This window comes from Novosphingobium album (ex Liu et al. 2023), from assembly GCF_029076845.1.
Lineage (GTDB): Bacteria > Pseudomonadota > Alphaproteobacteria > Sphingomonadales > Sphingomonadaceae > Novosphingobium.
Genome location: NZ_JARESE010000044.1, coordinates 19,815 through 44,949, shown reverse-complemented (window position 1 = coordinate 44,949; position 25,135 = coordinate 19,815). Strand labels below are relative to the sequence as shown.

General features: G+C 69.0%; 17 protein-coding genes. 15 read left to right on the top strand and 2 right to left on the bottom strand.

The genetic code is table 11. The features are described 5' to 3' along the window. Positions 1-121: 121 nt before the first annotated feature. The 7 genes from PYV00_RS12885 to PYV00_RS12855 all read left to right on the top strand — a co-directional run bounded on the left by PYV00_RS12885 (position 122) and on the right by PYV00_RS12855 (position 8,729). On the top strand, positions 122-1,495 hold the full coding sequence (locus tag PYV00_RS12885) for a class II 3-deoxy-7-phosphoheptulonate synthase (protein WP_275228674.1): 1,374 nt from the start codon (positions 122-124) through the stop codon (positions 1,493-1,495). A 172-nt stretch (positions 1,496-1,667) separates the two neighbouring features. Continuing rightward, complete coding sequence (gene egtB / locus PYV00_RS12880) at positions 1,668-2,864, top strand: ergothioneine biosynthesis protein EgtB (protein WP_428981634.1); 1,197 nt, start codon at positions 1,668-1,670, stop codon at positions 2,862-2,864. Positions 2,865-2,866: 2 nt separating this feature from the next. Then, a complete protein-coding gene (gene egtD / locus PYV00_RS12875) occupies positions 2,867-3,853 on the top strand; it encodes an L-histidine N(alpha)-methyltransferase (protein ID WP_275228838.1) in 987 nt (328 codons plus the stop codon). Between the two features lie 51 nt (positions 3,854-3,904). Next, positions 3,905-5,788: a CocE/NonD family hydrolase gene (locus tag PYV00_RS12870; protein WP_275228672.1), complete on the top strand. Its 1,884-nt coding sequence runs from the start codon at positions 3,905-3,907 to the stop codon at positions 5,786-5,788. Between the two features lie 91 nt (positions 5,789-5,879). After that, positions 5,880-6,644: an SDR family NAD(P)-dependent oxidoreductase gene (locus PYV00_RS12865; protein ID WP_275228671.1), complete on the top strand. Its 765-nt coding sequence runs from the start codon at positions 5,880-5,882 to the stop codon at positions 6,642-6,644. Positions 6,645-6,834: 190 nt separating this feature from the next. Continuing rightward, positions 6,835-8,307: a sensor histidine kinase gene (locus PYV00_RS12860; RefSeq protein WP_275228670.1), complete on the top strand. Its 1,473-nt coding sequence runs from the start codon at positions 6,835-6,837 to the stop codon at positions 8,305-8,307. Next, on the top strand, positions 8,304-8,729 hold the full coding sequence (locus tag PYV00_RS12855; protein WP_275228669.1) for a response regulator: 426 nt from the start codon (positions 8,304-8,306) through the stop codon (positions 8,727-8,729). The genes PYV00_RS12860 and PYV00_RS12855 overlap by 4 nt, the downstream gene beginning before the upstream one ends. A 52-nt stretch (positions 8,730-8,781) precedes the next feature. Here PYV00_RS12855 and PYV00_RS12850 read toward each other — a convergent pair whose 3' ends face one another. Next, positions 8,782-9,465 (bottom strand): SDR family NAD(P)-dependent oxidoreductase, encoded by a 684-nt coding sequence (locus tag PYV00_RS12850; protein WP_275228668.1) that lies wholly within the window; start codon positions 9,463-9,465, stop codon positions 8,782-8,784. A 136-nt stretch (positions 9,466-9,601) separates the two neighbouring features. Between PYV00_RS12850 and PYV00_RS12845 the strand changes: the two genes are divergently transcribed. Beyond that, entirely contained in the window at positions 9,602-11,554 is a 1,953-nt protein-coding gene (locus tag PYV00_RS12845) for a hypothetical protein (protein ID WP_275228667.1), read from the top strand. Positions 11,555-11,601: 47 nt separating this feature from the next. Here the strand turns inward: PYV00_RS12845 and PYV00_RS12840 are convergent, their stop codons facing one another. Beyond that, positions 11,602-12,081, bottom strand: a complete 480-nt coding sequence (locus PYV00_RS12840; RefSeq protein ID WP_275228666.1) for a peroxiredoxin — start codon at positions 12,079-12,081, stop codon at positions 11,602-11,604. 284 nt (positions 12,082-12,365) lie between these two features. Between PYV00_RS12840 and ahcY the strand changes: the two genes are divergently transcribed. The 7 genes from ahcY (at position 12,366) to addA (ending at position 25,114) form a co-directional block, all read left to right on the top strand. Next, positions 12,366-13,775 (top strand): adenosylhomocysteinase, encoded by a 1,410-nt coding sequence (ahcY, locus tag PYV00_RS12835; protein WP_275228665.1) that lies wholly within the window; start codon positions 12,366-12,368, stop codon positions 13,773-13,775. Positions 13,776-14,025: 250 nt separating this feature from the next. Then, positions 14,026-16,380, top strand: a complete 2,355-nt coding sequence (locus PYV00_RS12830) for a sensor histidine kinase (protein ID WP_275228664.1) — start codon at positions 14,026-14,028, stop codon at positions 16,378-16,380. Next, positions 16,377-16,841: a tRNA (adenosine(37)-N6)-threonylcarbamoyltransferase complex ATPase subunit type 1 TsaE gene (gene tsaE / locus PYV00_RS12825; RefSeq protein ID WP_275228663.1), complete on the top strand. Its 465-nt coding sequence runs from the start codon at positions 16,377-16,379 to the stop codon at positions 16,839-16,841. Before PYV00_RS12830 ends, tsaE begins: the two co-directional genes overlap by 4 nt. Continuing rightward, positions 16,832-17,818: an aminoglycoside phosphotransferase family protein gene (locus PYV00_RS12820; RefSeq protein ID WP_275228662.1), complete on the top strand. Its 987-nt coding sequence runs from the start codon at positions 16,832-16,834 to the stop codon at positions 17,816-17,818. Before tsaE ends, PYV00_RS12820 begins: the two co-directional genes overlap by 10 nt. Then, the gene (locus tag PYV00_RS12815) at positions 17,815-18,540 is read left to right on the top strand and encodes a nucleotidyltransferase family protein (RefSeq protein WP_275228661.1); all 726 of its coding nucleotides are present in this window, start codon (positions 17,815-17,817) and stop codon (positions 18,538-18,540) included. The genes PYV00_RS12820 and PYV00_RS12815 overlap by 4 nt, the downstream gene beginning before the upstream one ends. 71 nt (positions 18,541-18,611) lie before the next feature. Further along, positions 18,612-21,608, top strand: coding sequence for a double-strand break repair protein AddB (gene addB / locus PYV00_RS12810; RefSeq protein WP_275228660.1), 2,997 nt, complete (start codon positions 18,612-18,614; stop codon positions 21,606-21,608). Further along, a complete protein-coding gene (gene addA, locus PYV00_RS12805; protein ID WP_275228659.1) occupies positions 21,605-25,114 on the top strand; it encodes a double-strand break repair helicase AddA in 3,510 nt (1,169 codons plus the stop codon). The genes addB and addA overlap by 4 nt, the downstream gene beginning before the upstream one ends. Positions 25,115-25,135 lie beyond the last annotated feature (21 nt).

The following is a 25,135-nucleotide window of genomic DNA, read 5'->3' as shown; positions in this document are numbered from 1 at the left end:
GATCAGGGTGATCGGCCAAACCGTCTTTGCAAACCTGTGCGCATGGAGCTATGGGGCGCCCCTTGCGTGAAGGCCGCAAGCCCGCGGGGCATGGGCGGCCATGGCATTGGGAGTTCGAAACGTGGCGAGTAACTGGACACCGGATAGCTGGAAGGCGCACGAGGCGCGCCACCTGCCGTCCTACGGCGATGCCGGGAAGCTGGGCGAGGTCGAGGCCACGCTGGCGAAGTTCCCGCCGCTGGTCTTCGCCGGTGAGGCCCGCGCGCTGAAGGCGGACCTTGCCGAAGTGGCGGCGGGCCGTGGTTTCCTGCTCCAGGGCGGCGACTGCGCCGAAAGCTTCGCCGAATTCCACCCGGACAATATCCGCGATACCTTCCGCGTGCTGCTGCAGATGGCGGTGGTGCTCACGTTCGCCAGCAAGCAGCCGGTGGTGAAGGTCGGCCGCATGGCCGGCCAGTTCGCCAAGCCGCGCTCGGCCCCGACCGAGACCGTGGGCGGCGTGGAGCTGCCCAGCTATCTGGGCGACATCATCAACGGCATCGAGTTCGACCCGGAAACCCGCGCGAACGATCCCGAGCGGATGCTGCGCGCCTATTCGCAATCGGCCGCGACGCTGAACCTGCTGCGCGCTTTCGCCAACGGCGGCTATGCCAATTTGCGCCAGGTGCACCAGTGGACGATGGAGCACATCGGCCGCAGCCCGTGGGGCGCCCGCTTTTCCGAAATGGCGGACCGCATCAGCGAGGCGCTGGACTTCATGGCGGCTTGCGGGGTCGATCCGCACACCGTGCCGCAGCTTCAGGGCACCGATTTCTACACCAGCCACGAAGCGTTGCTGCTGCCTTACGAGCAGGCGCTGACGCGCCGCGATTCGCTGACCGGCGACTGGTATGACTGTTCGGCGCACATGCTGTGGATCGGCGATCGCACGCGCTTCGAAGGTTCGGCGCATGTCGAGTTCCTGCGCGGCGTGGGCAACCCGATCGGCATGAAGTGCGGCCCCAGCCTTGAGCCCGACGCGCTGCTGCGGATGCTCGACACGCTCAATCCCGGCCGCGAGGCGGGCCGCATGACGCTGATCGCCCGGTTCGGCCACGACAAGGTCGAGGACGGCCTGCCCCGGCTGGTGCGCGCGGTGAAGCGCGAGGGCCATCCGGTGGTCTGGTCGTGCGATCCGATGCACGGCAACGTGATCAAGACCGACAGCGGCCTCAAGACGCGGCCGTTCGAGCGGATTCTGGCCGAAGTGCGCGGCTTCTTCGCGGTGCACCGCGCCGAAGGCACGCACGCGGGCGGCATCCATATCGAGATGACCGGGCAGGACGTGACCGAGTGCACCGGCGGCGCGATCGCGATCACCGACGAGGCGCTGGCCGATCGCTATCACACCCATTGCGACCCGCGCCTCAATGGCGCGCAGTCGATCGAGCTGGCGTTCATGATGGCGGACATGCTGAACCTCGAAGCGACCGAGCGGCACAGGCAGGCGGCCTGAACGCCTTTCCGATCCCGCTCGCGCTTTCGGGCGAGCGGGATCGGCGCCGCTTCGCCGGCTTCCCGTATCGAGCCACCGCTGGGCATAACTCGGCGGGTGGGGGAGCAACGCCCCCGCTCGTGCGTTACCTTGCCCATGGACGTCTTGGCGATTCTACGGGGAGCGGAACCGGGTGCCTGAAGCGCGGCAGTTCCATCAAGTCCGCGGTTTGACCGAGGCCCTTGCCGCGCCGCTTTCGGATGCCGATGCCACCATCCAGTCGATGCCCGATGCCTCGCCGGCGAAATGGCATCTGGCGCATACCACCTGGTTCTTCGAAACCTTCCTGCTGCGCGATCATCTGGACGGCTATCGCCTGCATGACGCGGCCTGGCCGTTCCTGTTCAATTCCTATTACGAAGCCGAAGGGCCGCGCCACACCCGCGCCAGCCGGGGCCTGCTCTCGCGCCCCACGCTGGACGAGGTGCGCGACTATCGCGCGCGGGTGGACGCGGCGATGGACGCGCTGCTCGACCGGCCCGAGCTGGCGCCGCTGATCGAACTGGGGCTGGCGCACGAGCAGCAGCATCAAGAACTGCTGCTGACCGATATGAAGCACGCCTTCGCGCACAATCCGCTGGGCCCGGTTTATGCGCCCGGCCCGCCTGGCAACGGCGCGGGGCCGCGCGCGGCGGGCTGGCGCGATCATCCGGGCGGCATCGTCGAGATCGGCCATCGCGGCCCGGGCTTCGCCTTCGACAACGAAGGCCCGCGCCACCGCGTGCTGATCGAGCCTTTCGCGCTGGCCGACCGACTCGTGACCAATCGCGAATGGGCGCAATTCGCCGAAGAGGGCGGATATCGCGCCGCAACGCTCTGGCTGTCGGACGGATGGACCTGGGTGCAGCAAGAATGCCGCAAAGCGCCGCTATACTGGCGCGATGGCGAAGAATTCACGCTTGGCGGATGGCGGGAACGTGATCCCGACGCCCCGGTCGCGCACATTTCCTATTACGAGGCGGACGCCTTCGCGACATGGGCGGGCGCCCGCTTGCCCACCGAACACGAATGGGAAACCATGGCCGCCAACGAGGATTCCAGCGCCGGAAACCAGCTCGACGGGGCGGGGGCGGCGCATCCTTCCGGTTCTGCCGGCCTGTTCGGCGATTGCTGGCAATGGACCCGCTCCGCCTATTTGCCTTACCCGCGTTTCCGCCCCGCCGATGGCGCGGTGGGGGAGTACAACGGCAAATTCATGAGCGGGCAATTCGTTCTCAAGGGCGCGAGCTGCGCGACCCCGCGCGGCCACGCGCGTGCCAGCTACCGCAATTTCTTCTATCCTCACCAGCGCTGGCAATTTACCGGCCTGCGCCTTGCGAAAGACCTGTGACCATGGCTTCCGTCGCAAGAAGGCACGAACTCGAATTTCCCCGCACCGCGTTGCAGATGGCGTTCCGCAACGATGTGCTGGCCGGCCTGTCGCAAGAGCGCAAGGCGATCCCGGCGCGCTGGTTCTACGACTTGCGCGGCAGCCAGTTGTTCGAGGAGATCACCGCGCTGCCCGAATACTATCCGACGCGCGCCGAGATCGAGATCCTGACCGAGCAGGGCGGCGCTTTCGCCGAGGCGATCGGCCGCCAGCGCGCGGTCGTGGAATTCGGCGCGGGCAGCGCGAACAAGACGCCGCTGCTGCTCGACGGTATCGAGGCGAGCGCTTACGTGCCGATCGATATCTCGGGCGAATTCCTGCGCGGGTCCTGCGCAACGCTGGCCCAGCGCTATCCGCGCTTGCCGATCTTCCCGGTCGAGGCCGATTTCACGCGGCCCGTGGCCATCCCGGGCGAGTTGCAGGGGCATGAACTGCTCGGCTTCTTCCCCGGATCGACGATCGGCAACATGGAACCGCGCGCGGGGGTGGACCTGCTGCGCGGGATGCGCGCGACGCTGGGCGATGACGGCCTGCTGCTGATCGGCATGGACCTCATCAAGCCGCGCGCGGTGCTGGCCGCCGCTTACGACGATGCCGCCGGCGTGACCGCCGCGTTCAACCTCAACCTGGCGCGGCGCATCAATCGCGAGCTGGACGGCACGATCCCCGTGGATCTTTTGCGCCACCGCGCGGTGTGGAACGAGCGGCGCGAGCGGATCGAGATGCATCTGGAAGCGGTGCGCGACATCAGCTTCCACGTCTGCGGCCGCTATTTCACGTTGCTGGCGGGCGAGACCATCCACACCGAGAACAGCCACAAGTACGACGAGCGCGGCGCCGATCTGCTGTTGCTGGCCGGCGGCTGGGAACCGCTGCGCCATTTCACCGACCAGGCGGGGCGCTTCATGGTCGTGCTGGCCCGTGCGATGGAAAAGGGCATTACCGCCTGATCCGATCCGCCCCGGCTTGACCCGGCGCGCGGGGCGCGCCACGCAGAAGCCATGAGGAGACTCCTGATTGGCGCGGCCTGCCTGGCCGCGCTCGCTTCGGCCGCCTCGCTCGGCGCCGCGCCTACCGACCCCATGACCAACGACCAGGTCAAGGAATACGACTGGGTCCGTCCCCAGGCCGATTACGTGCGGCGCGAGGTGATGGTGCCGATGCGGGACGGCACGAAGCTGTTCACCGTCATCGTCTTCCGCAAGGGCACGAAGGACGGGCCGATCCTGCTCAGCCGCACGCCTTACGATGCCTACAAGGCGACCAGCCGCAACCGCAGCCAGAGGATCGCGGAAATCCTGCCCGTGATGGACAAGGAATTCGTCGATGACGGCTATATCCGCGTCTATCAGGACGTGCGCGGGCTGGGCCGGTCCGAAGGCGACTACGTGATGAACCGGCCGTTGCGCGGCCCGCTCAACCGCACGAAGGTCGATCACGCCACCGATGCCTATGACACGATCGACTGGCTGGTGAAGCACGTTCCCGAAACCAACGGCAAGGTGGGCATCACCGGATCGTCCTATCTGGGCTTCACCGCGCTGATGGCGCTGATCGATCCGCATCCCGCGCTCAAGGCCGCCGTGCCGCAAAGCCCGATGGTCGATGGCTGGATGGGCGACGACTGGTTCCACAATGGCGCCTTCCGCACGTTCGGCTTCGATTATGTGATCGAGCAGACCGCGCAGAAGGGCGGCGGCGAGGTGCCAAGGGGCACGGGCGATGATTACACCGCCTATCTCGCGGCCGGTTCCGCGATGGAATATGCCCGGGCGTTCGGGTTGTTGCAGTTCCCGGTGGCGCGCAAGATGCTGGAGCATCCGGCCTATGACACCTACTGGCAGGAACAGGCGGTCGACAAGCTGCTGGCCAGCCGCAAGCTGACCGTGCCGACCATGCTGGTGGTGGGCCAGTGGGACCAGGAAGACAGCTATGGCGCGCCGGCGGTCTATCGCGCGCTCGAACCGCAGGACGCGAACAACGACATGGTCAGCCTGGTGATCGGGCCATGGCGGCACTCGCAAGTCAATTACGAGGCGCGCGCGCTCGGCCCGCTGCAGTGGGAAGGCGATACCGGGCTTCAGTTCCGCACACGCTATATGAAGCCGTTCCTCGATTGCCACCTCAAGACCGATCCGCCGGCCTGCCAGACCCCGCCGGTGCTGACTTACGCGACCGGCGAGAACCGCTGGGAGGTTTCCGACAAGTGGCCCGATGGCACCTATACGCCGCTTTACCTGGCTGCCGGGGCCGGGCTGGCCTGGGCCGTGCCGGCGGCGGGCAGCGACAGCTATGTCTCGGACCCGGCCAAGCCGGTGCCGATGCTGCCGCGCCCGATCCACATGTCGGGCGACGAGTGGAAGGAATGGCTGGTGCATGACCAGCGCTTCGTCAGCGATCGCACCGATGTGCTCAGCTATTCGACCGGCGTGCTCGACAAGCCGGTGCACATCAAGGGCGCCCCCCGGGTGGAGCTTCATGCCGCCACCACCGGGCAGGACAGCGATTTCGTGGTCAAGCTGATCGACGTCTACCCGCGCGAGCTGACCGCCGACGACAGGCTGGCCGGATACCAGCTCGGCATCGGTATCGAGATCTTCCGGGGCCGCTATGTCCATGGCTTCGCCACGCCGGCGCCGCTGGAACCGGGCAAGACCTACAAGTTCGAATGGTCGCTGCCCAATGTCGATCACGTATTCCAGCCCGGCCACCGGATCATGGTGCAGGTCCAGTCCAGCCTGTTCCCGCTCTATGACCGCAATCCGCAAAGCTGGGTGCCTTCGATCATGGAAGCGAAGCCGGAAGATTATGTGAAGGCGACCGAGACGGTACGCTATGGCGGCGATGCGGCCAGCGCGGTCTGGCTGCCGATCGCCGGCGGCTGAACGGCCATATCGGACAACAACAGGGGAGAGTGGGAATGAACATGGCAAGCCAGGGCCCGCGGGCGCTGACCAGCGGCAGGGGCCTTGCGGCATGAGCGGGCTGTTCGATCTTTCGGGCCGGGTGGCGCTTGTCACCGGCGGGGCCAGCGGCATCGGCGTGGGCATCTGCGAAGTGCTGAGCAAGGCTGGCGCGCGCGTGGTGATCGCCGATCGCGACGAGGCCGGCGCCATGGCGCAAGTCGCGGCCGGGGCCGCGATCGGCTTCGTGCCGATCGACCTGATGGACGAAGCCTCGATCGTCGCCGGCTGCGCGCGCGTGATCGCCGAGCATGGGGTGCCCTGGGCGCTGGTCAACAACGCCGGGTTGCAGCACCGCGAGATGCTGCTGGAAGGCACGGCGGCGCACTGGGAACGGATCAACGCGGTCAACGCGCGCGGGCCCTATTTCCTGATCCGCGAGATCGCGCGCGCCATGGCGGCGCAGGCCGAGGCCGGGCCGGAGGGGCGCGGGCGCATCGTCAATTGCGCGTCTTCGGGACTGGTCGGGCAGTTCGTCCAGGGGCTTTCGGCCTACATGGCCTCCAAAGGCGCGCTTGCGGCGATGACGACGACGGCCGCTTTCGAGCTGGCCGGGTATGGCATCACGGTCAACACCGTGCTGCCGGGCGGGGTCGGCACGCCCGGTTCGATCGGCGCGGAAGGGCCCCCGCCCATCGGCCCCGGCAATCGCAAGCCGCCGCTCGGCTATTGCACGCCGCGCGATATCGCCACGGCCGTGCTCTATTTCGCGACGCCGGCCGCGCGGCTCGTCACCAACCAGGTGCTGTGCGTCGATGGCGGCTTTACCGTCACCTGAAGCGGCCGGCTTTGCGGCGGGGCCCATTTCGGCGCAGGTTGGCACTGGCCAGCGATGCCTGGAGCGGCGATATCTCGGCCAGCGATAGCGCGGCGCGGAAAGGGACGGGGATGCCACAGCCGACCATCGACAGCCCCGCCGCCGCGCCGGCCGGCGCCTGTCCGCGCGCGCCGGGCCGGAGCAGGGCGGCGTGAACGATCGCTTCATGCCCACGGCCGGCCACCGCGAAAGCTTCTTCCGCGCGCTTGTCGAGGCGGCGATCACGGCCATCGTCGCGGTCGATGCGGCGGGCCGGATCGTCGAGGTCAATCGCAAGACAGAGGAACTGTTCGGCCATGGGCGCGATGCCCTGCTGGGGCGATCGGTCGAGATGCTGGTGCCCGAACGCTATCGCGCGGCGCATCCCGGCTTCGTCGCCGGGTTCATGGCCGCGCCCTCGGCCCGGCCGATGGGCGTGGGGCGCGAACTGTTCGCGCTGCGCCGCGATGGTGAGGAATTCCCGGTCGAGATCGGCCTCAGCCCGTTCGAGACCGGCGAGGGGCTGTTCACGCTCGCTTCGATCATCGACATCACCGACCGCCGCCGGGCCGACGAGGCCCGCGCGCTGCTGGCCGCGATCGTCACCTCATCGCCCGACGCGATCCTGTCGAAGTCGCTCGACGGCACGATCACGAGCTGGAACGCGGCCGCCACCCAGCTGTTCGGCTTTGCCGCCGACGAGGTGATCGGCCGTTCGATCCACCTGATCCTGCCGCCCGAACAGCGCGAGGAAGAAGCCGATCTGCTGGGCCGCGTGGGCGCGGGCGAATATATCCCGCCGTTCGTGACGCGGCGGATGCACCGCGATGGCGGCCTGATCGACGTTTCGATGAGCCTGGCGCCGCTGCGCGATCATCGCGGCGTGGTGACGGGCGCCTCCTCGATCGTACGCGACATCACCGTGGCAAAGCAGCGCGACGCCGAGCTGCGCCGCAGCAATGCCGAGCTGGAGCAGTTCGCCTATGTCGCCTCGCACGACTTGCAGGAGCCGTTGCGCATGGTGGCCAATTACGTCGAACTGCTGGCCCGGCGCTATGAAGGCCAGCTTGACGAGCGGGCCGACAAGTACATCCACTATGCCTCGGACGGCGCGCGGCGGATGCAGCGGCTGGTCGCCGATCTGTTGAGCTATTCGCGCGTCGGATCGCAGAGCAAGCCGCTGGTGCCGCTCGACAGCCGGGCCGTGGTGGAGGACGTGATCCGCTCGCTTGGCCGGGCGATCCGGGCCAGCGGCGCGACGGTGGACGTGGGTGCGCTGCCCATGGTGCTGGGCGACGAGGTGCAGCTTGGCCAGTTGTTCCAGAACCTTGTCGGCAATGCGCTCAAGTTCCGCGCCGAAGCCCCGCCGGTGATCCGCATCGCGGCGGTGCCGCAAGGCGGGCTGTGGCAGTTTTCCGTGGCGGACAACGGGATCGGCATGGACATGCGCTTTGCCGATCGCATCTTCCAGATGTTCCAGCGGCTGAACGAACGCGGCAAGTACGATGGCAGCGGCATTGGCCTGACCATCGCGAAACGCATCGTCGAACGTCATGGCGGATTGATCTGGGTCGATGCCGAACTGGGCCGGGGCACGACCTTCCGCTTCACCTTGCCGGCCGCAACTAGGGAGCCCCCGCGATGACCGGCCCGATCCATCTCCTGATCGTCGAGGATAACGAGGCGGATGCCTATCTGACCAAGGAGACGCTGGAGGCGGATAGGCTGCTGTTCGATATCGCCATCGTCAGGGACGGCGTGGAGGCCTGCGACTATCTGTTCCGCCGGCCGCCGTTCGAGAACGCGAAGCGGCCCGAGCTGATCCTGCTCGACCTCAACCTGCCCCGGCTCGATGGCGCGGCCGTCCTGGCCGAGATGCAGCGCGATCCCGATCTGCGCACGATCCCGGTGGTGATCCTCACCTCGTCGGATGCCGAAAGCGATATCGTGCGCAGCTATGAGCTGGGCGCGAACTGCTATGTGACCAAGCCGGTGGGGCTCGACGCGTTTCAGTCGATCGTCAAGTCGGTGGAAAGCTTCTGGTTCACCGTCGTGCGCCTGCCCTGAGGGGGAACGCGGCACCGTTGGCGCGAATTCCCCTGCCGATCAGCGGAAGACCCTACTTTTCTCCTCGCGTCACGGGCAGCAGCGCGCCGGTGATCGCGGCCGCGTCGTCCGATGCCAGGAACAGGATCACCCTGGCGATGGCTTCGGGCTTCACCCAGGTCGAGAAATCGGCGTCGGGCATGTCGGCGCGGTTGGTCGGGGTGTCGATGATGCTGGGCAGGATGGCGTTGACCGTCACGCTGGTGCCGGCCAGTTCCTCGGCCAGCGCTTCGGTCAGGCGGTGGACGCCGGACTTGGACGCGGCATAGGCGCCCATGCCCATGCCCGCCTTGATCGCCGCGCCGGCGCCGATGTTGACGATGCGGCCGGCGGCGGATTGCTTGATCTGCGGCAGCGCGATCTGCGTGATGGTCGCGGCGGTCATCAGGTTGATCGCCTGCATTTTCGCCCAGGAGGAAATCTGCCCGCCTTCCAGCGTTTCCCAGGTGAAGCCGCCGGCTACGTTGACCAGCACGTCCACCCCGCCGTTTTCCGCGACCACGCGGGCGATGGCCTTGCCGGTCGCCTCGGTGTCGGTCAGGTCGATCCCGCCGATGTCCAGCGCGCCGTTCAGCGCGACGTGCGCTTCGGGCGCGAAGTCGATTCGCGCCACCTTGTCGCCGGCGGCAAGGAAGGCTTGCGCCACCGCCTGGCCCAGAATGCCGAAACCACCCGTGACGATCACCGAACGCGCCATGAAACCTCCTGCTTTTGCGGCCAAGGCTAACCGCCCGGCGCGCGCGGGGCAAGCGCGGCGAAGACGCACGCTTGAGGCAACGCGCTGCCGATGTTATCGACCGATAACATAATCCGCCAACGACAGGAGAGCGATGATGACGGAACTGGCAATGATGGACGGCAATGTGCGGGTTACGGCCGATTCGGTCGATCCCATCTACCACGATCCGATCATCGAGATCGACGAAGAGCGTGCCGAGCCCGTGCCGCACCGCTATATCCACGGCGGCTTCCGGGGCACCGACGCGCGCTTTTCGTTCTATTTCCCGCCCGCCGCGCAATACCAGGGGCGCTTCTTCCACAATACCTACCCGATGGCGATATCATCCGATATCGGCCCGTTCCCGATCCAGTTCGAAGTGGCGGTGGGCGATCTGGGCTTCACGCTCGATAGCGGCGCGGCCTATGTCCAGACCAACAATGGCGGGCTGTTCGGCGCCGCCGGCAGCGATCCGGCGATCGCCGCCTACCGCGTCAATGCCGCCGCCGCCAAATTCGCGCGCGTCGTCGCGGGGCGGATCTTCGGCGAGCACCGGACTTACGGCTATCTCTTCGGCGGCAGCGGCGGCGCTTACCAGACGATGGGCGCCGCCGAATTCACCGACGGCGTGTGGGATGGCTTCGTGCCGTTCGTGCCGGGCTGCAACCACGCGATTCCCAGCATGTTCACGGTGCGGATGCACGCGCTGCGCGTGCTGCGCCAGCGGGACCGCCTGCCCGGCGTCGCCGACGCGGTGGCCGTGGGCGGCAGCGGCGATCCTTATGCCGACCTCAATGAAGAGGAAGCCGCGGCGCTGCGCGAAGTCTCGCTGATGGGCTTCCCGCTGCGCGGCTGGTATCGCCAGGCCGACATGGACAGCGGCTACTTCGCCAACGTTTCCGGGATGATCCCGCTGATGGACCCGACTTATGTCGACGATTTCTGGTCGCAGCCCGGATACCTCGGCACCGATCCCGCCTCGCGCATCGGCGAAGGCCGGTTCGCCGTCGAGACCACGGTGGTCAGCGTCAGCGCCATGCCGCCGTGGCGCGTGGAAGTGGCCGATGCCTCGGCGCACAAGTACGACGACGCGCACCTGGCTGTCGTTTCCGGCGCCTCGGCCGGCGCCAGCCTGCCGATCGCGCATGGCGGGGGCACGACGCTCGACCTGGTCGCCACGGTCGATCCGGCCGCGATGGCGGGGCTGAAGCCGGGCGACAAGGTGCGGATCGACAATTCCTGGGCGCTCGCGCTGGAAACCTATCACCGCCATCAGCTTCCGCCGACGCCCGACTACTATGGCTGGAGCCAGTTCCGCGATGCGGCCGGCGCGCCGCTCTATCCGCAGCGCGACGTGCTGATCGGCCCGCCCGCCGTCACCAACAGCGCGGGCGCGATGCTGACGGGCAAGGTCAACGGCAAGGTGCTGCTGCTGTCGGCGCTGATGGATATCGACGCGTTCCCCTGGCAGGCGGACTGGTATCGCGGGCGGATCCGGGCCGCGCTTGGCGACAGCTTCGATGACATGTGCGCGATCTGGTTCGTCGATCATGCCCACCACGAAAACCCGCTCACGCCGTTGCAACGCGCGCATGTCGCCAGCTTCGGCGGCGCCTTGCAGCAGGCGCTGCGCGATCTGGCGTGCTGGGTGGAAGAGGGCGTGAAGCCATCGGAAACCGCCTATCGCGTGGTCGATACGCAAGTGATCGTGCCCGATGACGCGGCCGCGCGCGGCGGCGTGCAGCCGGTGGTCCACCTCACGGCCAATGGCGGCGAGCGGGCCGAGGTCTCGCCCGGAGAGGCCGTGGCCTTCACCGCGACGATCACGGTTCCCGCGGGCGCCGGCAAGGTGGTTTCGGCCGAATGGGATTTCGTCGGCGCGGGCGACTATCCGGTGCGCGCCGAATTCGCACCGGCCGAAACCGTCACGCTGACCGCCCGCCATGCCTACGATACGGCGGGAACGCGTTTCCCGGTGCTGCGTGTCGCGTCACAGCGCGAAGGGGATGCGGCGACACCCTATGGCCGGGTGCTCAATCTCGCGCAGGCCCGCGTGGTCGTGGCCTGAACGCGATATGAGGGCGACCCCGGCGTGGGCCGGGGTCGCCCCATGGCTCAGAGCTGGCCGAGCATGTATTCGGCCGAGCTGACCTCGAACGCGCCGGGCTGCTCGACATTGAGCTGCTCGACCGTGCCGTCGTTGACGACCATCGAGAAGCGCTGGCCGCGCTTGCCCATGCCAAAGCCGGTGCCGTCCATGACGAGGCCGACCGCCTGGGCCAGATCGCCATTGCCGTCGGCCAGCATGGTCACGTCATCGCTGCCCGAAGCCTTGCCCCAGGCGCCCATGACGAACGCGTCGTTGACGGCGGTGCAGGCGATCTCGTCGATGCCCTTGGCTTTCAGCTCGGCCGCCTTGTCGACGAAGCCGGGCAGGTGCTTGGCCGAGCAGGTCGGCGTGAAGGCGCCCGGCACCGAGAACAGGGCCACTTTCTTGCCCTTGAAGTAATCGCCCGATTGCACGGCCTCGGGGCCGTTTTCGGTCGCCTTCATCAATTTTACGTCGGGCAGCTTGTCGCCCACGGCGATCGTCATGGTTGCATCCTTTCCAGCAAGTGAATCGCAAGACGCGCTGATATAGACAGCTGTTGCGCGCGGGCAACAGTGAGGAATGGTTAATGGCGCGTCGCCGCAAGTTTCTTGCATCGCCGCTCGCCGGGGCGGCATCGCGGTGGCCTGCCCCGATAGCCATATAAAGCTTTCTTTATATTTGCCTCGCGCATGGTGAAACGCTAGGGACGGGCGCATCCAAGGCGCCGCGTCCACGCCCATGTCCGGGCGCGCGCGGCGCCGGCAAGACCATTCAGGAGACAGCGCCCGTGGCCACCGCCCCCCAGACCACTCATGACTATGTCGTCGCCGACATCGGCCTTGCCGAATATGGCCGGGCCGAGATCGCCATCGCCGAAACCGAGATGCCCGGCCTGATGGCGCTGCGCGAGGAATTCGGCGCGTCCAAGCCGCTCAAGGGCGCGCGGATAACCGGATCGCTGCACATGACGATCCAGACCGCGGTGCTGATCGAAACGCTGGTCGAACTCGGCGCCGAAGTGCGCTGGGCGACGTGCAACATCTTTTCCACGCAGGACCACGCCGCCGCCGCCATCGCCGCGCGCGGCATCCCGGTCTATGCGATCAAGGGCGAAAGCCTGGCCGATTACTGGGATTATGTCGGCCGCATCTTCGACTGGGGGGATGAACATACCGCCAACATGATCCTGGACGATGGCGGCGACGCGACGATGTTCGCGCTGTGGGGCGCCCGGCTCGAAGCGGGCGATGCGATGCCCGAACCGGCCAATGTCGAGGAGATCGAGTTCCAGCGCGCGCTCAAGGCCTTCGTCAAGGCGCGGCCGGGCTATCTCTCGCGCTCGGTGATCGCGATCCGCGGCGTCTCGGAAGAGACCACCACCGGCGTCCACCGCCTCTACCACCTCGCCAAGGACGGCAAGCTGCCGTTCCCGGCGATCAACGTGAACGACAGTGTCACCAAGTCGAAGTTCGACAACCTCTATGGCTGCCGCGAATCGCTGGTCGACGCGATCCGCCGCGCGACCGACGTGATGCTGGCCGGCAAGGTGGCCTGCGTCGCCGGCTTCGGCGATGTCGGCAAGGGCTCGGCCGCCTCGCTGCGGCAGGGCGGCGCGCGCGTGATGGTGACAGAGATCGATCCGATCTGCGCGCTGCAGGCGGCGATGGAAGGCTATGAAGTCGTCACCATGGAAGAAGCGGTGACGCGCTGCGACATCTTCGTCACCGCCACCGGCAACGAGGACGTCATCACCGCCGAGCACATGAAGGCGATGAAGCCGATGAGCATCGTTTGCAACATCGGCCACTTCGACAGCGAGATCCAGATCTCGGCGCTGAACAACTACAAGTGGACCGAGGTGAAGCCGGGCACCGATCTGGTCGAGTTCCCGGACGGCAAGCAGATCATCGTGCTGGCCAAGGGCCGGCTGGTGAACCTGGGCTGCGCCACCGGCCACCCCAGCTTCGTCATGTCGTCGAGCTTCACCAACCAGGTGCTCGCGCAGATCGAGCTTTACGCCAAGTCGGACGATTACGAGAACCGGGTCTACGTGCTGCCCAAGCACCTGGACGAAAAGGTCGCCGCGCTGCATCTGGAAAAGCTGGGCGTGAAGCTGACCAGGCTTTCGCACAAGCAGGCCGAGTATATCGGCGTGCCGCAGGCCGGGCCGTTCAAGCCCGAGCATTACCGCTACTGACGAAGACGGGTCGGGCGGGGGCCCAGCCGGCCTCGCGCTCGGCCTCCTTTGTCGGAGTCTGTTGGGAAATGCGCGGAAGAGCGCATTTCTTGCGGCCCCAGCCCGCTTCCCCGCCCGGCCTCCCATCAAGTATACTTTCGTGGGAGGCCGGGCGGGCGCGCGGGCTGGTGCCGCAATCCGGTGAAAGCCGGACTTCTCAACAGACTCCAGCCCATTGTCATGGCGCGGCTGGCGCCGCATAGCCCAAGCGATGGAATTCGATCGTATCGTCGTCGTGCTCGTCGCGCTGGTGCTGGCCGCCTGGACGGTCGCGGCGGCGTGGGCGATCCTGGCCGCCCGCCATCGTGAGAAGCGGGCGGAAGCGACGCTGCGCTCGGCCCGCCGGCTGGGCCGGATGGTCGACGAATCGCCCGCGCTGCCGCTGCTGGTCCGCTCCGACGGGCGGATCGAGGCTTCGCCCAAGCTGGCGCAGTGGCTGGGGCTGGATTCGGTGCCGCAATATCTCAGCGAGCTGGATGCGGGCGAACGCGGCCTGCCCGCCGACAAGCTGGCCGAACTGACGCAGGCGGTCCTGCGCGCGCAGAAGACGGCGGCCTCGTTCCGCATGGTCGCCACGCCGCGCGGCTCGACCCGCAGCCTGGCCTTGCGCGGGTGCCTGGCCGATCCGCAAGTCTCGCCCGGCGGCGCGGCGCTCGTCTGGGTGTTCGATTTCAGCGACAGCGAGAGCGAGCTGGTCAAGCTGCGCGAGGAAGCCGCCCGCGCGCGGGGGGATTTCAGCGCGCTGGTCGCGCTGATCGAGGCGGCGCCGATGCCGATGTGGTTCCGCCGCGCCGACGGATCGCTGCAACTGGTCAATTCCGCCTATGTCGCGGCGGTCGGCGGCGAGAACGCGCAGGCGGTGGTCGACGCCGGCACCGAGCTGGTCGAGGCGGTCGATGGCCTCACCGCCCGGCAGGTCGCCTTGCAGGCGGCGGCGAAGAACGTGCCGATCGAGCGCATCGTCAGCCTGACCATCGCCAAGCAGCGCCGCGCCTTTCGCGTGCATGACCTGCCGCTGGGCAGCGAGGGCATCGCCGGATACGCGGTCGACATCGAGGACATGGAAGAGCTGGGCCGCTCGTTCCGCGCCTTCCGCGAAGCGCAGCGCGCGATGCTGGACCAGCTTTCGGCCGGCGTCGCGCAGTTCGACGCGAAGAAGCGCCTGACTTTCGCCAACCAGCCGTTCCAGCGCCTGTTCAAGCTGGGCCCGGCCGCGATGATCGATCCGCCCGCGTTCGAGCGTTTGCTGGAACTGATGCGCGATGCCGCGCGGCTGCCCGAAGTGCGCGATTTTCCGGCCTGGCGGCGCGAGAAGGCGGAATGGTTCGCCGCCAGCGAGACGCAGGAGGAAGCCTGGCCGCTGGGCGACGGCACGCATTTGCGCATCGTCGCCCAGCCGGTGCCCGATGGCGGGCTGTTGCTGATCGTGGAGGACCGCACCGAGCAGCTTCGCCTCTCGGCGATCCGCGACACCCTGCTGCGCACGCGCACCGCCACGTTCGACAGCCTGTTCGAATCGGTCGCGGTCTTCGCGCCGGACGGGCGGATGCAGCTGTGGAACCGGCGCTTTGCCGCCGACTGGGGGCTGGAGAGCGATTTCCTCGACACCCATCCGCATGTCGAGGATCTGCTCGGCAAGATCGGGCCGCGCCTGTCCCGCCCGGCCCAGGCCAAGGCCGTGGGCGATACGGTGCGCGCCGCCACGCTCGATCGCAAGGAGACGGGCGGGCGGGTCGCGCTGGCCGATGGGCGCACGCTCGAATTCGCGGGCGTGCCGCTGCCCGATGGCAATGGCCTGCTGATCGTCCTCGACATCACCGATTCGCAGAAGGCCGAAACCGCGCTGCGCGAACGCAATGCCGCGCTGGTCGAGGCGGACGCGGTCAAGACCCGCTTCCTGGCCAACATGAGCTATGAGCTGCGCACCCCGCTCACCTCGATCGGCGGTTTCGCCGAGCTGCTCCAGGCCGGCGTCGGCTGCGAGCTGGACGAGAACGGCAGGGACTATGTCCAGGCGATCCTCAATTCGGCGGCGCGGCTGGGCGAGCAGATCGAAAGCATCCTGGACCTGTCGCAAAGCGAGGCGGGGCTGCTGCCGCTGGCGCTGGAGGACATCGAGCTGATGCCGCTGGTCAAGGCGGTGGTGGAGGAACGCGCCGCGCCGATCCGGCAGTGCGGGCTGACGCTGGACTTGCAGGGCAATGGCCTGGTCGGCACGATCCGAGGCGATCGGCGGCGGCTGGCGCGCGCGCTGGGCCATCTGGTCGACAACGCCATCTCGGCCACGCCGCGCGGCGGGCGCATCCTGGTGCAGGTCACGCGCGAACGGCACGGCACGGGCGATGTCGCGCAGATCGTCGTTTCGGATAACGGCGCCGGGATGGATGAGCGCGCGCTGGCCCGCGCGCTCGACGGCGTGAAGGTCAGCGCCGATGGCAAGACCATCGAGCGCCGGCAGGGCCTGGGCCTGCCGCTGGCCCGCCAGCTGATCGAGGCGCACGGCGGCACGCTGCGGCTGATGTCCGAGCCGGGGCAGGGGACGGCGGCGATCGTGGAATTGCCGTGAGGATCGCGCTGCCCGATCTTGCCGCGATGGAGCGGCTCGGCGGGCGAATCGCGGATGCCTTGCGCGGGGGTGATGTCGTCGCGCTGTCGGGTGGGCTCGGCGCGGGCAAGACGACGCTGGCGCGCGCGATCATTGCCGGGCTGGGCCATCGCGGCGAAGTGCCTTCGCCCAGCTTCGCCATTATCGAGCTGTACGATCCGCCGGTCGTGCGCCTGCCGCTGGTCCATGCCGATTTCTACCGCCTGTCGGACCCGCGCGAGGCTGAAGAGATCGGGCTCGACGATTACCGCGAGGGCGCGGCGCTGATCGCCGAATGGCCCGATCACGCTGGCGGCTTCGCGCATGAGCCGGGCTGCCTTTCGATCACGCTCGCACCCGTCGCGCCGGAATCTGCGGATGGCGGCAGGATCGCCATTGTCGAAGGTGCGGCGGATTGGCTAGGGCGAATGCCATGTCCGTGACTCTGCCCGAAGGCGTAGACAATTTCCTCGCGACCGCCGGCTGGCGTGGTGCCGAGATCGAGCCCCTGGCCGGCGATGCCTCGTTCCGCCGCTATTTCCGCGTCCGCCGGGGCGGGGAAACCGCGATGCTGATGGATGCGCCGCCGCCCAACGAGGACCCGCGCCCGTTCCTGCGCGCCGCGCGCTGGCTCGATGCCAACGGGATGCGCGCGCCGCTGATCTATGCCGACGATGCCGAACGCGGGCTGGTGCTGCTGGAAGACTTCGGCCCGGCCCGGATGCGCGACTATCTGGACCAGTGGCCGGCGGACGAGGAAGAGATCTATACCGCCGCCGTCGATGCGCTGGTCGATCTGCACCAGCTCCCGCCCGGTCCGTTCCTCAGCTATGGCATCAGCGAATATCTGCGCGAGGCGCGGCTGTTCATCGAATGGTACTGTCCGGCCCAGGGGCTTTACGTCGATGGCGCGGGCTTCGTCGCCGCCTGGGAGAAAGTGCTGGGCGAGCTGCTGCCGCGCCAGCACCCCGGGGTGACGGTGCTGCGCGATTACCACGCGGAAAACATCATGCTGCTGGGCTCGCTGCGCAAGCAGGGCCTGCTCGATTTCCAGGACGCGCTGGTCGGCCATCCGGCCTACGATCTGGTCTCGCTGCTGCAGGACGCGCGGCGCGATGTCTCGCCCGATCTGGAAGCGGCGATGTTCGAGCATTACCGGCGCGCGACCGGGGTGGACGGCGATACGCTGTCCGCCGATTACGCGCGGCTGGGCGCGCAGCGCAACGCCAAGATCGTCGGCATCTTCGTGCGGCTGTGGCGGCGGGACGGCAAGCCGCGCTATCTCGATCTGATCCCGCGCGTCTGGGCCCAGCTCGAACGCGATCTGGCGCATCCCGCGCTGGCGCCGGTGGCCGCGTGGTTCGATGCCAACATACCTGGCGACTTGCGCCGGGCGGGCGGGGGAAGCTACGCGGCATGACCGGCAAGACGCTCGCCAGCGATACGGCGATGGTGCTCGCGGCCGGGCTCGGCAAGCGGATGCGCCCGCTCACCGCGACGCAGCCCAAGCCGCTGGTGCGGGTGGCCGGCAAGTCGCTGATCGATCACAGCCTCGATCAGCTTGCCGCCGCCGGCGTCGCGCACGCGGTGGTCAATGTCCATTACCTGGCCGATGCCCTTGAAGGGCATCTGGACGTGCGCGAGACGGGCCCCAGCGTGATCGTTTCGGATGAGCGGGACCTGCTGCTGGAAACCGGCGGCGGCATGGCCAAGGCGCTGCCGCTGCTGCCCGATCCGTTCTTCTGCCTCAACAGCGACAACATCTGGCTGGACGGGCCGCGCAATGTCTTCGAGGAACTGTCCGACGCCTGGGATGCCGATCGGATGGATGCGCTGCTGCTGCTGGTGCCGCACGCGCGGGCGGTGAACTATCGCGGCAAGGGGGATTTCCACCTCGATCCGGTCGGCCGGGTCAGCCGCCGCCGCTCGGGCCGGGTCGCGCCGTTCATCTTCACCGGCATCCAGCTCGTCTCGCACCGCCTCGTGCGCGAGGTGCCCGAGGGGCCGTTCTCCACCAACCTGCTGTGGAACCGCGCGATCGAGGAAGATCGGCTCTACGGCGTTTCGCATACCGGCCTGTGGTTCGAAGTGGGCGAGCCTTCGGCGATCGCCCCCACCGAAGCCTGGCTGACCCGTGCCTGAGGGCGGGGGAGCGGGCCGGCGCCGCCAAATGCGCTTTTGCGCGCCATTCCCGACAAGCCCCGAGAAGGCGCGTGGCTGAGCGGGAGCATCCGCAAGTCTATTCGATCGCCGCGCATCGCGGCTTTGCCGATGCCCTGGTCGCGGGGCTGGTGCCGCGCTACGCCGAAGCCGATCTGGGCCTGGCCCGGCTGACCCTGCTGCTGCCCAGCCGCCGCGCGGTGCGCACGCTGACCGAGGCGTTCGTGCGCCATTCGGGGCCGGCCGCCGCCAGCGGGGGGATGCTGCTGCCGCGCATGGCGGTGGTGGGCGATCTTGATCTTGACGAAGCGCTGGGTCTGCTGCTCGATCCGCTGGGCGCGGCCGATATTCCGCCCGCTGCCGATCCGGTGCATCGCTGGCTGCGGCTGGCCGAATATGTGCGGCAGGTCGAAGGCGATGGCGCGGGCGGGACCGCCGCCCTGCTGCGCCGCGCGTTCGAGATCGGCCGCACGATGGACCGCCTGCTGGTGGAAGACATCGCGCCGATCGACCTGCTGGACGAACGCGTGATCGGCATCGTCGGCGAACTGGCCGGGCACTGGCGCGAGACCACGCGCACCTTCCTGATGGTGCAGCAATACTGGATCGCGGAACTGGCCGGACGCGGTGAGATCGACGCGCCCGAACGCCGCAACCGCCTGTTCGAACATGCCGCGCGGCGCTGGCGCGAAAGCCCGCCGCCGCAGCCGCTGGTGGCGGTCGGCGTCACCAGCGCTTCGCCGGCGCTGGCCCGGCTGCTGCGCGTGGTCAGCACGCTGCCGCGCGGCGCGGTGATCCTGCCCGATCTGGACCTCGCGCTGGAACCGGCGGTGTGGGACGCGCTGGGATCGGCGGGCAAGGCGGAGGATCCCGATGGCCCGCCCTTCGGCCCGCGCGACGCGGTGACGCATCCGCAATACCACCTCAAGCTGCTGCTCAACCGCATGGGCGTGGCGCGCGATGAAGTGCAGCCGTGGCATCGCGCCGGGCTGGCGGCCGCCCCGCCCGAGCGCAGCCGCGCGCTGTCGAACCTGTTCCTGCCGCCCGAGGCTTCGGCCCGCTGGGTCGACCTGCCGCCGGACCGCCGCCGCCTGTCGGGCGTGCGACTGATGGAATGCGCCCATCCCGGCGAGGAAGCGCAAGCCATCGCCGTGCTGATCCGCGAGGCGCTGGAGGTGCCGGAACGGCGCGTCGCGCTGGTCACGCCCGATCGCGGGCTGGCTGGCCGGGTGGCGGCGCACTTGCGCCGCTGGGGGATCGAGGCGGACGATACCGCCGGCCGCCCCTTGCCGCAGACCGCCGCCGGCCGCCTGCTGCTGCTGCTGGCCGAGGCGATCGCCGAGCAGGCCGCGCCTGTCCCCCTGGTGGCCTTGCTGACGCATCCGCGCGTGCGCGCCGACGAACGCCGGCCGGCCTGGCTGGAACAGGCCCGCCGGCTCGATCTCGCCTTGCGCGGGCCCCGGCCGGGGCCGGGGCTGGCGCCGCTGCGCGCCATCGCCGCACGGGCCCGACTGGGCGACTGGTGGGACGATGTCGCCGCCATGCTCGCGCCGCTGTTCGCGCTGGGCGAGGATGAGCCGCTGGCCGGGCTGCTCGATGCGCTGGCGACAGCGGCCGAAGCGCTGTGCGGCGAAGCGATCTGGCGCGAGGCCGATGGCCGCGCGCTCGCCGCTTTCGTCGAGGAATTGCGCGAGGCGGCGCGTTCGGCGCAGACCCGGCTCGACCCGCGCGAGCTGCATGCGGTGCTGCGCGATGCGATGGACCGGGTCTCGGTTCGCCCGCCGTGGGGCGGGCATCCGCGCGTGGCGCTTTACGGCCTGCTCGAAGCGCGGATGAGCCGGGCCGATCTGGTGATCTGCGGCGGGCTGGTCGAAGGCGTCTGGCCGGCCAGCCCGGCGCAGGACGCGTTGCTGCCGCCAGCCGTGCTGCGCGCGCTGGGAGTACCCGGCGCGGATTTCCGCATCGGCCTGGCCGCGCACGATCTGGCCGCCGCGCTGGGCGCGCCCGAAGTGGTGCTGAGCTGGGCGCGGCGCGACGAGGGCGGCCCGGTCATCCCCTCGCGCTTCGTGCTGCGGGTCAAGGCCATGCTCGGCGAGCGGCTTGAGCGCGACGAGCACCGCGAGAGCGAGGCGCCGCGCCTTGCCCGGCTGATCGACGCCGCGCCGCCCGCGCCGCCTTATCCGCGCCCGCGCCCGATGCCCGATGCCGATCAGCGCAAGGTGGCGATTTCCGTGACCGGGCTCGATCGGCTGCGCGGCGATCCCTATCAGTTCTATGCCAGCGCGATCCTGCAATTGCAGAGCCTCGACGCGATCGATGCCGAGCCCAGCGCGGCGTGGAAGGGCACCGCCGTCCACGCGATCCTCGATCGCTGGCACAAGGCGGGCGAGCCGCAGGGCGAACTGGCGGGCATCGCCGCGCAAGTGCTCGACGAGATGAGCGCGCACCCGCTGATGCGCGCGCTCTGGCGGCCGCGCCTGCTGTCCGCGCTGGACTGGATCGACGCGCAGATCGCGCGCCAGAAGGACGAGGGGCGGGTGGTGCTGGCCACCGAGATCAAGGGCGAGATGCTGCACCAGGGCATCCGCGTCCACGGCCGGGCGGACCGGATCGACCGCCTGGCCGACGGCACGCTGGCGGTGGTCGATTACAAGACCGGGATGCCGCCCACCGCGCGGCGCGTGGAGCAGGGTTTCGCGCTTCAGCTCGGCCTTGTCGGCCTGATCGCGCGCGAAGGCGGCTTCGCCGGGATCACGGGCGAGCCCACGGGTTTCGAATACTGGTCGCTGGCCAAGGGCAAGGATGGCTTCGGCTATGTGTCCGAGCCGGTGATCGACGATCCGGGCGGCCGGCGCAAAGGCGTGCTGCGCGCGGATTTCCTGCCCGAAACGGCCCGCTATCTGCGCGACGCGATCGACCGCTGGATTCTGGGCACGGAGCCGTTCACCGCGCGGCTCAATCCCGAATTGCCCAGCTATGCCGATTACGACCAGCTCATGCGGCTGGACGAATGGTTCACGCGCCTTGGCGGCGGGGAGGACACGGCATGAGCGGGGGCGGCACGGTCCATCCGCTGCGCGGCAACCAGATGGCCGCGGTGCACCCTGAGGAAACCGTCTGGCTTTCCGCCTCGGCCGGCACCGGCAAGACGCAAGTGCTGTCCTCGCGCGTGCTGCGGCTTTTGCTGCAACCCGGGGTTGAACCTTCGCAGATCCTGTGCCTGACTTTCACCAAGGCCGGCGCGACCGAGATGGCCGCGCGGATCAGCGGCACGCTGGCCGAATGGGTGCGCTTGCCCGACGCGCAGTTGTTCCAGCGGCTCGAAGCGATTGGCGCGCCCGCCGATCCGGTAAGCCGCAACCGTGCGCGCACGCTGTTCGCCGCCGTGCTCGATTGCCCCGGTGGCGGCCTCAGGATCGATACGATCCATGCCTTTTCGCAATGGCTGCTGGCCGCTTTCCCGCGCGAAGCCGGGCTGATCCCCGGCACCCGGCCGATGGAGGATCGCGAGCGGGTGCTGCTGGCGCGGCAAGTGCTCGCCGACTTGCTGGTCGAGGCGGAGAGCGATCCGCTGGGCGATCCGCAACTGCTCGCGGCGGTGGAGGATCTCTCGCTGCGCATGGGCCCCGATGCGGTCGAGGCCTATCTGCTGCGCTGCGCCGAGGCGCGCGAGGCGTGGTTCGGCGCGGGAAGCTGGCAGGCCGGCGACATGCGGCGCAACCTGATGCGCCTGCTGGGCCTGCCCGCCGATGCCGACGCGGGCTACCTTGCCGGATTGTGCGAGGAAGCCGCGTTCGATGTCGCTTCGCTGCGGCGCTGCCTTGCGGCCCAGCGCGGCTGGAGCGCGAAGACCGGGCAGCAGGCGGCCGAGGCGATCGCCGCCTGGCTGGCCGGCGACGGCGCCCACCGCGCGGCGACGCTTGCCGGCCTGCGCGATGTCTTCCTGACGAAGAAGGGCGATCCGCGCGCCACCACCTCGCTGGAAAAGATCGACCCGGACTATCCCGACTATGCCACGCGCGTGATCGCCGGCATCGGCCGGGTCGCCGAGGCCGGGGCGCTGCTGGGCCTGGCCGATCGGCTGGTTCCCGCGCTGCGCCTGGGCCGCGCTTTCGCACTGGCCTGGGAAGCGGCGAAGCAGCGCGAGGGGCTGATCGACTTCGACGACCAGATCCGGCAGGCGGCCGCGCTGCTGGGCCAGTCTGCCCTGGCCGACTGGATCCGCTACAAGCTTGATCGCCGCTTCGATCATATCCTGGTGGACGAGGCGCAGGATACCAATGCCGCGCAGTGGGACATCATCCTGGCCATCGCCGAGGAATTCTGGGCCGGGCTGGGCCAGCACGGTGATTTGATGCGCACGCTGTTCGTCGTGGGCGATTACAAGCAGGCGATCTTCCGCTTTCAGGGCACCAGCCCGGAATACTTCCGGCAGGCGGGCGAACGGGTCAAGCAGCTGGTCCACGCCGGCAAGGCCAATGTCGAGCGGCTGCGCAGCAATATCCGCCCGCGCGCCTTGCGCGAGCTGGGGCTTGACCAGAGCTTTCGCACCGCGGGCGAGGTGCTGGCTTTCGTCGATCGGGCGATCGCCGCGATCGGCCATGCGAATTTCGGGCTCGATGCGCCGCCAGAGCCGCATGTGGGGCAGGACCGGCCCGGCCATGTCGCGCTGTGGCAGCCCGTCGGCATGGCGAGCGAGGAGGATGGGGACGAGCCGGACGAGGGCGAGGAAGGCTGGCTGTCGAAGCCCGATCGCCAGCTTGCCGAACGGATCGCCCGGCAAGTCAGTCAATGGACCGATCCCTCAGGGCCGGGGTTTCGCCTGCACAAGGGCGAGGCGCGACGCGCCGGGCCAGGCGATGTCATGGTGCTGGTGCGCAAGCGCAAGGAGCTGGCCGGGCTGATCGTCGCGCGGCTGCACGCGGCCGGGGTGCCGGTGGCGGGGGTGGACCGGCTGCGGCTGGGCGCGCCGCTGGCGGTCAAGGATCTGGTCGCCGCGCTGCGCTTTGCCGCGCAGCCGCTGGACGATCTCAACCTCGCCAACCTGCTGGTCTCGCCGCTGGTGGGCTGGAGCCAGGAGCAATTGCTCGAACATGCCTGGCGCCCGCGCGACACGCGGCTGTGGGAGCATCTGCGCCAGTCGCGCCACGGCGATGTCCATGCCTTGCGCGATCGGTTGGGCGAATTGCTGCGGCTGGCCGATGTCGAGCCGCCGCAGGCATTGCTGCACTGGCTGCTGGTGGGGCCGTGGCAGGGCCGGCGCCGGCTTGTCGCGCGGCTGGGCGTGGAAGCCAATGATCCGATCGACGAGTTGCTCAACGCGGCGCACGCTTATGTGGCGACTGGCACGGCCAGCCTGGCCGGCTTCCTCGCCTGGTTCGACGCGGGCGAGGGCGAGCTGAAGCGCGAGGCGGAGAACGCCGGCAATCTGGTGCGGGTGATGACCGTGCACGGTTCCAAGGGCCTGCAGGCGCCGATCGTCATTCTGGCCGATGCCACCGGCGATCCGGGCAATGCGCGCGATCGCGGGATCGCCTTGCCCGATCCCGCCGATCCGGGCCGGCGCATCCCGCTGCCGGCCCTGGCGAAGGAGGAGAAGGTCGGCCGCATCGCCGCCGAGGCCGCGCGGATCGCGCGCGAGGAGGAGCAGGAGCACTGGCGCCTGCTCTACGTGGCGATGACGCGGGCCGAGGAAGCGCTGTTCGTCGGCGGCGCGCTGGGGCCGCGCGACAAGGGCGAAGTGCCCGAAAGCAGCTGGTACGCGCGCCTTGCCACGCTGTTTCCCGCCGATGCCTGGGTGCCTGACGCGATCTGGAGCCGCCGGCTTGACTGGGGAACGCCGCCCGAACCGATGCGGGCGCCGTCCGCCGCCGAGCCGGTCCTCCTCCAACTGGCCCACCCCCAACTGGCACTGCCTGAGCCGTTGCCGCGCTGGCTGGCCACTGCGCCCGCTGCCGAGCCGCGCCCGCCCCGGCCGCTCGCCCCCTCGGCGCTGGGCGAGGACGATGCGCCCGATCCGCCCTGGCCGCCCGGCAGCGACGCGGCGGCGGCGCGGCGCGGCACGCTGATGCATCGCCTGCTCGAACGGATGCCCGAGGTTGAAGGCGGCGCGCGCGAGGCGGCCGGTCGCGCCTGGCTGGCGCGCAACGCGGCCGATTTCGCCGAGGCCGCACGCGAGGACATGCTGGCCGGCGCCCTGGCGGTGATCGGCCATCCCGACTGGGCGGACCTGTTCGCGCCGGGCAGCCTGGCCGAAGTGCCGATCGCGGCGGTGGTGGGCGAACGCGTCGTTGCCGGCACGATCGACCGGCTGGTGGTGGCGGCCGACCGGGTCCGGCTGGTCGATTTCAAGACCGCGCGCCGCCCGCCTGCGAGCATCGGGGAAGTGCCGCGCGCCAGCCTGCGCCAGATGGCCGCCTATGCCGCCGCGCTGGCAGCGACCTATCCGGGCCGCGCCATCGAAGTCGCGCTGCTCTACACCGCCGCGCCCCGGCTGATCGCGGTGCCGGCCGACGTGCTGGCCGCCCACAAGCCGGACTTGGCCCCGATGCAGTAAACCTATGGCCGGCGGACATTG

What these genes read in the sequence shown, in the direction of transcription:
- egtD (WP_275228838.1), top strand. Translation starts at nt 2,867, where the DNA reads ATGGCTTCCGTCGCAAGAAGGCACGAACTCGAATTTCCCCGCACCGCG.
- PYV00_RS12870 (WP_275228672.1), top strand. Translation starts at nt 3,905, where the DNA reads ATGAGGAGACTCCTGATTGGCGCGGCCTGCCTGGCCGCGCTCGCTTCG.
- PYV00_RS12865 (WP_275228671.1), top strand. Translation starts at nt 5,880, where the DNA reads ATGAGCGGGCTGTTCGATCTTTCGGGCCGGGTGGCGCTTGTCACCGGC.
- PYV00_RS12855 (WP_275228669.1), top strand. Translation starts at nt 8,304, where the DNA reads ATGACCGGCCCGATCCATCTCCTGATCGTCGAGGATAACGAGGCGGAT.
- PYV00_RS12850 (WP_275228668.1), bottom strand. Translation starts at nt 9,465, where the DNA reads ATGGCGCGTTCGGTGATCGTCACGGGTGGTTTCGGCATTCTGGGCCAG.
- PYV00_RS12845 (WP_275228667.1), top strand. Translation starts at nt 9,602, where the DNA reads ATGACGGAACTGGCAATGATGGACGGCAATGTGCGGGTTACGGCCGAT.
- PYV00_RS12840 (WP_275228666.1), bottom strand. Translation starts at nt 12,081, where the DNA reads ATGACGATCGCCGTGGGCGACAAGCTGCCCGACGTAAAATTGATGAAG.
- PYV00_RS12830 (WP_275228664.1), top strand. Translation starts at nt 14,026, where the DNA reads ATGGAATTCGATCGTATCGTCGTCGTGCTCGTCGCGCTGGTGCTGGCC.
- PYV00_RS12820 (WP_275228662.1), top strand. Translation starts at nt 16,832, where the DNA reads ATGTCCGTGACTCTGCCCGAAGGCGTAGACAATTTCCTCGCGACCGCC.
- PYV00_RS12815 (WP_275228661.1), top strand. Translation starts at nt 17,815, where the DNA reads ATGACCGGCAAGACGCTCGCCAGCGATACGGCGATGGTGCTCGCGGCC.
- addA (WP_275228659.1), top strand. Translation starts at nt 21,605, where the DNA reads ATGAGCGGGGGCGGCACGGTCCATCCGCTGCGCGGCAACCAGATGGCC.